Source organism: Candidatus Nanosynbacter sp. TM7-075 (assembly GCF_022828255.1).
In the GTDB taxonomy this organism is placed as follows: domain Bacteria; phylum Patescibacteriota; class Saccharimonadia; order Saccharimonadales; family Saccharimonadaceae; genus Nanosynbacter.
The window spans coordinates 1-13,844 of sequence record NZ_JAJQJW010000001.1 but is presented as its reverse complement, the minus strand read 5'-3'; the positions used below and the strand labels follow the sequence as shown (position 1 = coordinate 13,844).

Below are 13,844 nucleotides of genomic sequence, written 5' to 3'. Positions count from 1 at the left end.
TCGCCAGCGTTAGTTTACCACCATTTTTTGCGGTTCCATGCATTGTAAGCACCAGCCCAACTACCATATGTACTTACGGCATAATTATTGAAAACTCTAATCTGGCAAACTGGATCACTTTGCCAATTTGGGCAAGCCTGAGAAAGCTTATCTATATTCGTCTGACCGAGCCCAGCATATTGCCCGTTCCTAGCCGTCGTTCGCCAAGTTGACTCTTTCGTAAAAATGAAGTTCACATAGCCATAATCATCAGGGCTAATACCAGCCGCAGACATCCAATCCGAATGAGATCCAGAAGGTAGGCTAACTTTCGTCCCCACAATCTCAATCTGCTTCTTTGGCTCTTTTGTCACAACACTAGCAATTTCCTTGCGGCTCACCTCCACGCCGTTCTTCATTTCAACTTCATAAGTGACATTTTTCTTACCGTTCTCGCCCGCTTGTTTTACTTCGCGATATCCCGAATCTCGATTCGCGTCTTGAACTTTTTCAACCTCAAATTTCACGTCTTCTTCTGCGGTTATAGTTTGCTTGCCATTACGCCAAAGCTCAATTTTCATTCCAGGAATAATTTTCGCCGAACGATCCACAGATAGCGTATCATCTTTCTTTGGGTCTATATTCTTCTCTTTCAATAGCTCGCCAACCGTCTTAGCGTGTGTACGAATGACAGATTCTTTGCCGTAAAGTACAAAATTAACCATCGAGGCTCTGTCAATTTTCATCACCATGTTTGCGCCATCAACCGCCATATTGTCGGAATTGGATAAAGTAGTTTTGTCCTCTTCAAAAACTTCAATTCCAGCAACCTTCGCGATCAAAGCTGGCGTCTGCTCGGCGGTAGTTACCTTTAGACGCTTATTTCCATCGACAATTGTTATTGGACGAGCGCGGAAAATGTTAATATTGTACTTCTCCGCCACCATCTCCGAATCAAGACTCGGCTCGACTACGTCTTGGCGTTCGTCAATAGAAAACTTAGCCAATTTCAAAGCCTCGCGAATCGTCCTCGCTTTTGTAACAATCGTCTTTTCTGCGCCTCTGTCGTAAATCGTTACCAACTTTTCGCCAGCCTTGGTCGCTGGCTTAGTAGCGTCAGCTAACGCTTGATTAACAAAAAATAGACCGCCAACCAGCATCAATATCGCGCCAGAAACGAACGTAATTTTCTTAGAGTAATGTTTTGCTTGTAATCTTATACCCATAAGTTCACACCCACAACGCAGGTATTCTTATTATATCAAATTTTCTCCAAGCGCGCGAACTCGACGTTCAATTTCTTAATATTTCCATTGTCAAACTGGACCGTAACACTCAGCCCTTCGCTGTCAATAATTTCCCCCGAACCAAAACTCGGGCTGCAAACTCGATCACCAACCTCCAAACCAATATCTTCCGAATAAAAATCAGGTTCCACCATCGGCTGAGCTGGTCTATCAACGCCACCAGCCATCAAGCCCATCTCGTCCAAAAACCTCGATGGCATATTGTAACCGATCTGACCAAATTGCGTCCGAGAGCTAGCACAGCTAACGAACAATTCTTCCCTCGCCCGAGTTACACCAACGTAGCACAACCTGCGCTCTTCTTCGACGTCATCAGCGTTGCCGCTATCAAACACCCTCGCGTGCGGCAAAATCCCCTCTTCCAGTCCCGCCAGAAAAACCACCGGAAACTCCAAACCTTTAGCCGCATGAAGCGTCATGAGCGTCACTTGTTGATCGGCAGCTGCATCCGTCGAAGACATCAAAGCCATCTCTTCCAAAAACGTCGCCACGTCAACGTAAGCCTTCGCCTCCGACAAAAGCACGCCGATATTTTCCATTCGCTCTTCAGCTTGCGGCGTTCCGTCGTTTATAAAATCTTCATAGCCAGTAATTTTCATAATTTTTTCAATCAGTTCGGCCGGAGATCCGTCAATTTCCTGCTGCAAATCGTGCAGTTTTTGACCAAGCTCTAGCAGCGGACGTTTTGCACGCGCTGTCAAAGTATCCACCTCCTCAACCGCCAACAAACCACTGATTATATCTCGCCTTGACGCGTCATTCCAGTCCAAAAACTTAGAGATACTCACCGCGCCAACGCCACGTTTTGGCGTATTCACAATTCGCAAAAAACTAACTCGATCACTCGGCTGGTACAACAATCGAAGATATGCCAATAAATCCTTAACTACCGCTCGATCCAAAAATCGCAAACCGCCGACGATTTTATACGGAATATAGCTCTGACGCAAGGCTCGCTCAATTGCGTAGCTTTGCGCATTCGTTCGATATAGCACCGCCACGTCGCCATATTGACGACCGTTCGCAATTTGCGACTGAATCTCATTCGCAATCGCCAAAGCCTCCTCAGACTCATTGTATAATTGCCATAATTTTGGCTCAACACCGTCGCCATTCGCCGTCCATAAATTTTTATCAGTTCTATGAATATTATGACTGATCAACGCATTTGCCATATTCAAAATCGCACTAGTCGAACGATAATTCTGCTCCAACTTAACCACCGTCGTACCTGGAAAATCACGCTCAAAATTGAGAATGTTAGTATAATCAGCCCCGCGAAAACTATAAATCGACTGAGCATCATCACCAACCACGCATAAATTGCGACGCGAATTGACCAGCAACTTAATTAACGCATATTGCACCGCATTCGTATCCTGATACTCGTCAATCAGAATATGTTCGAATTGCTGCTGCCATTTATGGCGAATATCTGGCTTATTTCTCAATAATTCCACAGTTTTTATCAATAAATCATCAAAATCCAACGCCGAAGCATCTTTCAAGGCTTTTTCGTAAGCAAAAAATAATTCAGCTATTTTCTGCTCTCTTGGACCGCGAGTCGAAGCCGAAAAATCCTCAGCACCTCTCATCTCATTTTTAGCGTTTGAAATAGCCGAAAGTACAGCTCGAGGTTTAATATCTTTATCCGTCAAGCCGCGAGCCTTCATAATTTGCTTCATCAAGCTTATTTGATCGTCGGTATCGTAAATTAAGAATCGCTTGCTCAGACCAATATTTTCACCATCCATCCGCAACATTCGCACGCAAATACTGTGAAAAGTTCCCATCCACGGCATAAATTGCCGATTTTCAGAATCTTCACCCAATATTTGCGCCAATCGCTGACGCATTTCCTTCGCTGCTTTATTAGTAAATGTAACCGCCAATATTCGACTAGGAAATATTTTCAACTTGCCAATCAAATAAGCAATTCTATGAGTTAGAGTTTTAGTCTTTCCAGATCCAGCTCCAGCTAAAATCAACAGTGGCCCATCAGCGTGCGTCACCGCTCGAGCCTGCTCGCTATTTAATCCGTCAGTAAAATTAGACATATATCTATTTTATCAGCAAAAAGTACGAAACAGCGCCGCCAGCCATACCAATTGCCAAAAATAGAACAATAAGCAACGCTATCAATAATCCGGACTTTTTCTTTTCTTTGTCGGCTGAAGGTTTGACCTCTGTAGATACGGCGGCAAACATCGGTGCCGGCTCAGAATCCATAGTTTCTTTTTCGGATAATTCGGAAGACTCAATCAAAGAGCTGTCAATGTCAGTGGACATTTTATCGTCTGAATCTTCAGGAACGCCAGCCTCCTCAATTGCTATAATTTCTGGACTCAAATCCATTGGCGAGTCGGGCGCATCACCCAAAGAATTTTCGCTCATGCTGTAATTAGATAAATTGGTATTATATTGATGTTCCAATTTTATATCCTCAGAATCAGCAGGCACAGACGCATCTTCATCACTATTCATCTCGGAGCTAGTCATAGTTTGGTTAACAGAACCAAGCGGTCGCTTCTCCACTTCAACATTAGCAATAAACGGAGTTTCCAACGGCGTAGTCATCGGTGCAGCAGGAGCTTCGCTATTACTTACGGCTAATGATTGCGCTATCTTATCAGTCAATGACAATTCCTCAGCAGGCATATCTTCAATCTCCGCAAAAGTAGATTCATCGTGTACGTCTTTAAGATCAGGGGTATCGCTAAGATTATCTGATTGAGAAACTATATCAGACATTTCTTTCCCTATCGCAGAATGCCTATTATTTGTGCTAATCACGTCTACCAAATCAGGCGAAGGCTGAATCGTCGTACCAGTTCGGGATGGAACGGGAGCAGCAGGTTTTTGGATAGCACCGACAGATGAAGGTCTAACAACATCCATGAAACGACCAGTCGAGCGTCTCGCGATTACTGGCGCAGCTTTGACTTCGCTAGCAGCCATGCCGGGAGCCCTGTTGGCTATTGAGTCGTTAGCAACTTTCTCGTTCGTAGGACTATTGACCTCTTTAGGAGTCATATCGTCGTTAGAAGGCTCTTTTTTTGCTTCAGGCCGAGAGATCGATGATAAAGGAGCAGAAGCAACAGACGAAGGCGTAAATGGAGTTACTGGAGGTGCAAAGCTAGCGCCAATAGAGTTCTCTGATACAGGTTTTTCCTCTACGGGCGCAGACGCAGAAACCTCGCTATTATTTTCATTAACCACTACTGGAGCTTCCTTTTCTCGCTGCTTATCCATAAGAGAGCTTACCGCTCTATCCAACTCATCAAAATCAATATCTGTCATATGCCCCCTATTTTTTAACCTTTATGTGCTTTCGAGATTATCTCCTTAAATTGATATGCATCCAAACTGGCTGCACCAACTAATAAACCATCAAGTTCATCAATTGCCAAATAATCCGCGGCGTTTATTGAAGTAATACTTCCACCATAAACAACTCGAACTGATTCCGCCGCTTTTTTACCATACAAATGAGAAATATGTCGTCGAATCATCTGTGTAGCTTTTTTTACATCAGACGCTTTAGCGCTGTCGCCAGTACCGATCGCCCAAACTGGCTCATACGCGACAACTACTTCATCCAGCTCGTCTGCCGTCACGTTAGCCAGGCCGCTAGTCAATTGATCAGCTAGAACATCCTTCGTTTCACCAAGAGTCTTCTCTTGAATCGTCTCGCCAACACACAAAATCGGATGAATACGATTTCGAATTGCCGCCTGAACTTTCAGCCGAATGTCTTTTTCGCTTTCAATAAAAATATAGCGACGCTCCGAATGTCCAATTATCACATAATCAGCAATTCCACGAAGATGCGCCGCTGGAATTTCTCCCGTGTACGACCCCGAATCTCGCCAATAGCAATTCTGGGCTGCCAACTTAGCGATTCGACGATTAATTTGCAAACTCAAACTCTGCAGCGTCAAAATAGTAGGCGCCAGCACCACTTCAACATCTCTATGCGATGGCAGCGTGTTCATCAGCTTATGCAAATATAAGCTAGCCTCTTGCATATTGAAGTTCATTTTCCAGTTACCAATGATTAACTTTTTTCTCATGAGATAATCCTTATGCTTAGTTTATCACCTTAAACCGTATGCGTCTAGTAAACTTTCAATTCCAGGCAATTTTTTACCAGCCATCAAAGCCATACTAGCTCCGCCACCAGTGGAAACATGGGTAAAATTGGCGCCGTCATGCCCGTCCCATTTCAATATAAAATCAGCCGTATCTCCGCCACCGACTATTGAAACTACTCCTTTATTCTGGGCAATAGCTAGCGCCACTCGCGCTGAACCGATTGCAAAATTATCAATTTCAGCATAGCCCAGCGGACCGTTCCAAATAACCGTCTTCGCGCCGGCCAGTATTTTCGTGAATTTCTCAATTGTCTGACTTCCGATATCCAGCGCCATATCTGAGTTTCTTATTTTATCAATATTAACTTCTTGACGAGGAAAATCTTTAGAAATCTCTGGCGCAACCGCCACGTCAATCGGCAATACCAAAAAATCGTCAACATTCTCTGCGCCGACCTTAGCCGCCGCCAAATCATAAATTTCCGCGACAACCTTTTCCATTCCTGGCTCAAACACACTCTTGCCGACATTAAACCCACGACAATGTAAAAACGTGTTTGACATAGCGCCGCCAATTAAAATCCGATCTGCCTTTTTAATCAGACGCTTAATCAGTAATATTTTATCGCTAACTTTCGCGCCGCCAATAACCGCAACCAACGGACGTTTTGGATTATTCATCGCCTCAGTGATAGTTACATATTCTTTTTCTAATAGTAATCCCGCTAGCCCTGGAACACACAACGTAATCGCATGAGTGCTGGCGTGTGCCCTATGCGCGACCGCAAATCCGTCCTGTACAAAATAATCTGCTCGGACAGCGCGCTGAATTGACTTGGCAAATGTTAAATCGTCGGCCTCCTCCTCGTCATAAAAGCGTAAATTCTCCAACATAAGAATACTGCCTCGTGGCGCGCGGCGAACGGCTTGATGAACGGCTTCACCCACGCAATCATCCAGCAATTCTACCGGACGGCTCAGCAACTTGGATAGGTGATCTGCGACAACTTTCAAGCTAAACTTAAGATCCTTATCTTTTGGTCGCCCCAGATGAGACATGATAACAATCTTACAATTCTGCTCCAACAAATATCGGAGTGTGGGCAGCGAAGCGCGAATTCTTAGATCATCAGAAATCTGACCACGCTTTGTTAGTGGCACATTATAATCTGCTCGCAGAAGAATAGTTTTTCCACGTAGATCAACATCGCGAATTGTTTGCTTCGGAAATTTTCTGCCCACCCAAATTCTCCTTATGACAACGTCTTGACTTGGATATTGTCAGTTTTACCTGGCTCTGGATTATGGCCACTAACAAGCACAACCGTAACTGGATCTGCGCCGAAATAACCTTCTTGTTTCAGCTCGTCAGCTAGCTTAGTTGCTGCATTTGAGTCGTTTGGTCGAACATATGGACGAGAAGCGTACCTTAGCGCCAACTTTTGCGCGGTCTTCACGTCTTCGGTTACACAAACAATTGGTAGGTTCGGACGATATGCGGCAACATTAATTGCAGTAGCGCCAGTGTGCGTTTCCGCAATAATAGCTCGAGCCTTAATCCTCCTCGCCAATTGAGCTGCTGTGTAGCTTAAAATCGCGTCAGTTTTTTCACGCATTTCAGCCTTTTCTACCAACATTACTTCACTGTGTTCTTGAGTGTAGATAATGGTCTTGCGCATCGCGCGAACGGTTTCAACAGGATATTTACCATTGGCAGTTTCATCAGACAGCATAACTACGTCAGCGCCTTGGATTACAGCATTGGCAACGTCGCTTACTTCAGCGCGACTTGGCTCTGGATTATCAACCATACTACCCATCATTTGTGTTGCAACGATTACTAACTTGCAATATTTACGACACAAGGCAATAATTCGGCGCTGTACAACTGGGACAATTTCCGCACCAGCTTCCACTGCCAAGTCACCGCGAGCAACCATAATACCGTCACTAGCCTTAACGATTTCCTCCAAATTCTCTGGATCAACAGCAGACTTAGTCTCAATCTTGGCAATAATATTGGCCGTCGAACCCAGGTCTGTCAATCGACGACGCAAATCAATAATGTCATCAGCTTTTTGGATAAAGCTCAATGCAACGTAATCAAAATCTTGGTTTGCGCCCCATTCCAAATCGTTAATATCTTTCTGAGTAAGAATGTCGCCACCAAAATCTGTGTCTGGCAAATTCAAACCCTTGCGGCTCATCAAAAAACCGTCGTTCTGAACTTCTACGCGAATTGCAGTTGAGCTAACAATTTCTCGCACAACCGTCCTGATCTTGCCGTCAAACATGTAAAGTGGCTCGCCGACTTTCATCTTCTCCGCCAAATTGTACTGCACTGGCAAATTGAAGCTGCCGTCATGCTCATTAATTTCTGAGTCCAAGACCAGCATATCGCCGACCTTAACATTCAGCATATTATCTTTCAAAACGCCCAGGCGAATCTTCGGACCTTGCAAATCTTGTAGAATTGCGACAGGCTTGCCCAGCTGTTTACTAGCTGTGCGCACCCAATCGATCTGCTCAATTCTCTCCTCATTAGCGCCGTGGCTAAAGTTCATACGGATGCCATTAACACCGGCCTCCAACAATTGGTAAACCTTTTCTTGGCTGAACGTTGCTGGCCCAATTGTTGCTAATATTTTTGTTCGTTTAAATATATTATCACTCATTTTTAAAATTATACCACGAAATAACAGTGATGAAAAATGCTTGATATAATATAATATGACAATAATCATTAGCAGGAAATAAGCTTGCAAAACCCTCAAGACAAAATTTTAATTGGTGAAGCCTATTATTTTGATGTGGTAGGTAGGCAAATTGTTGCTAAAGGATTTGGTCAGTTTGACCCTGCCAATTACCATCTTAAGGCAGAACTTTCGACAACAGCCCCAGGCACATACAATAAGTTATTTATCGTCATAAAAACTCGCTCACAATACGTAACGCCTTTTGCATTTTACCGCAAACAGCTTAGCGAAAACTCTGTTTACACCCCCGCTTATGATGTTCGCGCCTACCTAAAATGGCCAGTCAACGCTGGCATAGAATCAATTCTTCGAAAATCAACTACAATAAATATTCTCATTAACGCAGAACATGCACCTGATACCGTAATCACCAATGTAGACATGAAAAATATTACCAGTACAATTACTAAAAGGGCGGCCACTTCTAGAATATGTTACGCTACCTATAAAAATATTAATCTCACCATATCATCAACCCATTCGATCCTCCGCACAAATAAATTGACGATCAGCACAGACAAATCTCGCCTTCAGACCTACCTCAATTACGCCTTTTCTCACACAAAAGGGTCTTTCCAGATAACTGATATCGGTAAGATACTTCTCGCGTTTCAATTATATTGGATTAGCTACTTCGACAATACGCATTGCTTTATCCAATCAGTGGATTTGCGCGGAATTGCAATATTACATCTCGCAAATCCCTACTTAGAGTCTATATCTCCAACCAAATATCGTCCCTCAATAAGTCTACAAGACTCCATGAAACCATTAACTCTTATAAAAATGACCCATTTTTTCATCAACCCAAACCGCCAAAAAACTCTTGGGTCTTATAGTAAAATTGGGCTAGCTTTCACGCGAATTATCGATTACCGTTTTCATACAAATTCAAATGTATTTCATATGAATATTGCAAATCTGATTTTTGCCCTTCAAAGTTTTGCAGAAGGAATCGCAGAAAACGAACTTAAAAAGCAGCATAGAAAATCAAAAAATGAAACAGTTAAAAGTATTGAAAAAGCTATTCAGTTAATTCAGCTCAGCGGTGATATTAACGATAATGTTAAAAAATTCTACAATAAGCCAACCAACATAGTCTACCATCTTTTAACTCGCCCAACTTTCAACCAGTCTCTCAATATCGCCTTAGAAAAATTAGGAATAAGCATAGAAAATCATAAGACAATGCTAAAAGTAATACAGAAAGCTCGACAACAAGTTGTGCATAGCGAAGGTTATGACGTTGAATTTCTCTTAAGTATTCTTACTAGCACTGTGTCCCAGATAGAGATTGGTGAAAAAGATCCAAAAACTAAATTCGTTCGTATTGATGGCCAACTCGAAAAACTTTATATACTACTACGCGAAATGGCAATAAGATATTTTGATAATTACAGCAACTAGCGAACTTCCAAACTACCATCAACATGCGAGATCAGTGGATCAAGCAAAAACTCAATGGCTCGTCGATTTCCAGTTGTTATTTCCACAACAGAATTCATGCCTGGAATTATTTTCAGCTCAATATTTTTCGAGGTTTTTAGACTATCAAGCTTAACCTTAATCCGATATATTAGCCCCAATTTATCGTTAACTATCGCATCTGGGCTAATTGATTGAACCGTCCCACTCAAATAACCATATCGCTGGAACGAATATGCATCCACTTTCACAACAACTCGTTGGCCAACATTTACAAAACCAATATCCCTACTTTGTAGCGACGCCTCCACAACAAGCGACTCTTCAAGCGGCGTAATCTCGGCAATTATTTGAGTCGCCGACACCACGCCACCAATGGTATTTGTCTTTAACGACAATACTGTGCCGTCAACTGGCGCCACAATTGTTGTCTGTTCTAATGCCACCCTTGCTCTTGTCAGAGAATTTTCAAGTTCAATAATTTTATTATCCTGAGAGATTGCAGTAGCCGCATTACTCACCCGAAGTTCATTTAAGCTCACTGCGGCTTGATTTTTCGCATTGTCTATTGTAGACTCCACCTGGGTCATCTGCTGCTTTTGTGAAGATAACGACGATTCAAGAGAAGCAATATTCTGTCTTACAGAATTAAGATCACTACGAAGCTGTATTTGCTGTAATGGTGTTCCATGCTCCATTAGTTTATTGATCTGCTGCTCTTTAGCTTTATCCTTAGTCAACATATCATTAAGATCCTTGCCTACACTATCCAATTGGGAAAGTTGCTTCTGAAGATTTGTTAAATTTGTTGAGGAGAGAAGCTTCCTGGATTCCAATATATCATTTTGCGCATGCATTTTTTCAATCAAACTTTGCTTCGTCTCCTCTGTTAAACCTGACTTATTGATATCATCCATGACAATTGAAGACGAGACTCCTTTTGCGATAGATCTCTCAATTTTAGCAATAGCTAAAGTCTTCTCCACCGATTCAACATTCTGCTGGGCGACTTTTTTATCTAACTCAACCACAATATCACCTTTTTTAATGCGCTGACCTTCACGCACTCTTATATCAACAACTATTCCCGACGCTGACGATTGTAAAATTTTTGTACCGCTTTCCGATGCTAATTTCCCTTGACCTGAAACAACCACGTCCAACTTTCCAAAATACAACCAAGCTCCAGCAGTCATCAATAATAAAACTGTCATCCAAATAACAATATGTCCGAGCGGAGAGGTTGGTGTTTCAATAATCTCTTGAGCGGCTGGCAAAAATTCATATTGCAAGCGCCGATCTCGATATTGCCAATACGCTGACAACTTAGACATCTTCACCTCCCATTTGCTGATTATGCAAATAAGCATACAAGCCATTCTTTTTTAGCAACACCCGAGGTGTTCCGTACTCCACTAATTGCCCTTTGTCAATTGCCATAATTTTATCAACCGATTTCAATGTTGATAGCCGATGTGCGATTATAATAACAGTCCGTCCGGCAACAATTTGTTTCAAGTTTTTCTGAATGACATTTTCTGATTCATAATCAAGCGCGGAAGTTGCCTCATCAAAAATCAATATCTTTGGATCATGGAGTAGTGCTCTTGCGATTGCTATGCGCTGTTTTTGCCCGCCAGACAAGCCCTCACCACGCTCACCAACTTGCGTATCATAACCTTCTGGTAGCTCTAATATAAAATCATGTGCTCCCGCAATTTTTGCAACACGAACAATTTCTTCCATGCTCGCCGAAGGCTTGTGTATACAAATGTTTTCACGAACGCTAGCATTAAACAGAAAATTCTCCTGTAGAACAACACCAATTTGCCTCCTCAGCCAAGATGGATCAGTTGTCGCAATATCAACCCCGTCAATGAGAATTTTTCCTGATTCTGGAATATACAATCTTTGCAATAGTTTTGATATTGTACTCTTTCCAGATCCGCTTCGCCCAACTACGCCCACAACCGTCCCCGGATGAATACCAAACGACACATTACGAATCACTTCTGGCCCATCTAGCGTATATCGAAAATAGACCTTATCAAAACGAATGTCGCCTTTTATGCTTGGTAATCGAGATTTAGCCGGATCAAGAGTTGGTTCAGTTTTGTTATTAAAAATATCCCCCAATCGCTTAATTGACACTCCTGCTTGCTGAAAATCCTGCCAAGATTGCACCAGCCGCAGCACTGGCCCGCTCACTCGACCCGACAGCATCCGAAACGCAATAAGAGCACCGATAGTCAAGCTGCCAGACATTACCATATGCGCACCAAACCATAAAATAGCAATATCAGAAATCTTCTGAATAAACTGACCGATTATACCGGCATTATTTGATAAAATTGATGTCTTATAACCAGCTCGAACATAGCTAGCAAGTCGCCCCTCCCACTTCTTTTGCAGTTCCGGCTCTAGCGCAAAAGACTTAATGGTTTGGGCTCCATTGATTGACTCCACCAGATATGATTGCGCTTCGGCGCCAGTATTAAATCGCTCGTCCAACCGATATCTAAATAGAGGCGTCACAATAGCAGATAGTATTACGAACACTGGCAAGCTAGCTAGAACAACCCAGGTCAACGTCGTACTATACCATATCATTATGACGATATATACAAATATAAAGCACAGATCAATAACCGTTGTCATTGGCGCACCTGTCAGAAAAGAGCGGACTTTTTCTAGCTCCATGACCCGAGCAGTCGTGTCGCCAACGCGCCGAGTCTCAAAGTATCGTAGCGGCAATGCAAATAGATGACGAAACAGCCGTGAACTTAAAATCACATCAATTCGACTCGTGGTGTGAGTAAAAATATAACTTCGCGCAATGCCAAGCATCATCTCAAATAACGCAACAACAATCAGCCCAAATACAATCACGTCTAGTGTCGATACGCTATGGTGTGCTAACGCCTTATCAATCACAACTTGCGTGAGAATCGGTGCAAGTAACCCTATAATCTGTAAAATAAACGCCGCCAGCAGTACTTCTAATAACGGCCTCCTGTATTTTATGATCGTCGGAATAAACCATTTGATATCAAACTTACGCTCGACATCCTTCCAAAATCGTTGCGCAAATAACAATACTCGACCAGTCCATTCTTTCTCAAACGCCGCTCTTTCGACAATTTGAGGTGACGAACCGTCAGGCATAAGTATAAGTAGTTTACCATTGTCAATGCGCGCCAAAACAGCAAACTTATCTTTCTTCATACCAACAATCACTGGCATTGGTAATTTTTCCAGCTGCTTATATTTCACCGTAGATATTTTAGCTTTTAACTTCAGAGTTCGGGCGACACGAAGCATATCAACCTCATTCACAATACCCTCCTCCAATGCCAGGGCGTGCTTCAGCTGCTCAGGGTCAGCTGCAATACCATGAAATTGCGCAATCGTGATAAAGCAGTACAAGCCTGGGTCTATTGAGTTTGATTTTTGTGACTTCTCCGACATATATGCAATCCAAGCCCACCAGATTTTATCAAAAGTGTAGCAGAAATTTTACAAAGACCAAAGCTTAAGCGGTTGGAGCTGTCCAGTATTGCGTAACTATAGATTCTACTTGAGACGACTGACTAGACAATGCCTGCTGCCAAGTCATTCCCGTATCCTTCTGGAAAGTAGACATTGCTTGAATCAAACTCTCGATCTGTGTATGTGTGATAAATTTACCATCTTCAGATGTAAACGTTTCAATCTTATAATTATCTCCTCGATACCATGAGTCAATTACCACTGAATCTAGAGATCCCGGCATATATACCACTAAATCGTCACTGCGCCGCTCAAAAATAACATCCTGTAACTTATGCTTCAATCGAACTTCATCAGCAAGACCGTTCATATCATAAATCCTGTCTACTCCATCTCCCTTGTTGAAGATGTAGAGGTCGTCGCCCTTACCACCATAGAGTGCGTCATCGCCAGTGCCACCAATGAGAGTGTCGTTACCAGATTCGCCACGGAGCCAGTCGTCGCCAGAGTCGCCATAAAGAAGGTCGTCAGCAATGCCACCGCGTAAGGTGTCATTGCCATCAAGGCCGTGGTATTCAACAGCGCCATCGTCGTAAGCAACAAGTGTGTCACCTCCATCACTGCCAGTACGGTTATGTAACATCTGGTAGATGGTATCCTGTGCCCATATGGTGCCATCAGCAAAGGCAATTCTTTCTACTGCTTGTCCTGGCGCATCTTTTTGACCTGCGCTATCGCCGTAACCTAATTGCCTTGCAATAGTTACCTTGTCGTTGGTTCCCTTAATGGAAAGT

Annotated in this window: 10 protein-coding genes; 1 reads left to right on the top strand and 9 read right to left on the bottom strand. The window is 42.9% G+C overall.

The window, feature by feature from the left end:
• Window positions 1-14: 14 nt before the first annotated feature.
• From LRM42_RS00050 to pyk, 6 genes are read right to left on the bottom strand one after another with little or no spacing between them, the layout of a single operon-like run.
• Window positions 15-1,205 carry a resuscitation-promoting factor gene (locus LRM42_RS00050; RefSeq protein ID WP_243816285.1) on the bottom strand — a complete coding sequence of 397 codons (1,191 nt, stop codon included), beginning with the start codon at window positions 1,203-1,205 and terminating at the stop codon, window positions 15-17.
• Window positions 1,206-1,240: 35 nt separating this feature from the next.
• A complete protein-coding gene (locus LRM42_RS00045) occupies window positions 1,241-3,343 on the bottom strand; it encodes an ATP-dependent helicase (protein WP_243816284.1) in 2,103 nt (700 codons plus the stop codon).
• A gap of 4 nt (window positions 3,344-3,347) precedes the next feature.
• Window positions 3,348-4,586 carry a hypothetical protein gene (locus tag LRM42_RS00040; protein ID WP_243816283.1) on the bottom strand — a complete coding sequence of 413 codons (1,239 nt, stop codon included), beginning with the start codon at window positions 4,584-4,586 and terminating at the stop codon, window positions 3,348-3,350.
• Window positions 4,587-4,600: 14 nt separating this feature from the next.
• Complete coding sequence (tpiA, locus tag LRM42_RS00035; protein WP_243816282.1) at window positions 4,601-5,359, bottom strand: triose-phosphate isomerase; 759 nt, start codon at window positions 5,357-5,359, stop codon at window positions 4,601-4,603.
• A gap of 24 nt (window positions 5,360-5,383) precedes the next feature.
• On the bottom strand, window positions 5,384-6,622 hold the full coding sequence (locus tag LRM42_RS00030; protein ID WP_243816281.1) for a phosphoglycerate kinase: 1,239 nt from the start codon (window positions 6,620-6,622) through the stop codon (window positions 5,384-5,386).
• Between the two features lie 11 nt (window positions 6,623-6,633).
• On the bottom strand, window positions 6,634-8,055 hold the full coding sequence (gene pyk / locus LRM42_RS00025; RefSeq protein ID WP_243816280.1) for a pyruvate kinase: 1,422 nt from the start codon (window positions 8,053-8,055) through the stop codon (window positions 6,634-6,636).
• 84 nt (window positions 8,056-8,139) lie between these two features.
• Here pyk and LRM42_RS00020 point away from each other — a divergent pair, with 84 nt between their 5' ends.
• Window positions 8,140-9,543 carry a hypothetical protein gene (locus LRM42_RS00020; RefSeq protein ID WP_243816279.1) on the top strand — a complete coding sequence of 468 codons (1,404 nt, stop codon included), beginning with the start codon at window positions 8,140-8,142 and terminating at the stop codon, window positions 9,541-9,543.
• Here the strand turns inward: LRM42_RS00020 and LRM42_RS00015 are convergent.
• The 3 genes from LRM42_RS00015 to LRM42_RS00005 all read right to left on the bottom strand — a co-directional run.
• Window positions 9,540-10,895 carry an HlyD family type I secretion periplasmic adaptor subunit gene (locus LRM42_RS00015; RefSeq protein WP_243816278.1) on the bottom strand — a complete coding sequence of 452 codons (1,356 nt, stop codon included), beginning with the start codon at window positions 10,893-10,895 and terminating at the stop codon, window positions 9,540-9,542. The genes LRM42_RS00020 and LRM42_RS00015 overlap by 4 nt on opposite strands.
• Complete coding sequence (locus tag LRM42_RS00010) at window positions 10,888-13,029, bottom strand: type I secretion system permease/ATPase (RefSeq protein WP_243816277.1); 2,142 nt, start codon at window positions 13,027-13,029, stop codon at window positions 10,888-10,890. Before LRM42_RS00010 ends, LRM42_RS00015 begins: the two co-directional genes overlap by 8 nt.
• 64 nt (window positions 13,030-13,093) lie before the next feature.
• On the bottom strand, window positions 13,094-13,844 hold a 751-nt coding region (locus LRM42_RS00005), incomplete at its 5' end, for a calcium-binding protein (RefSeq protein WP_275973054.1).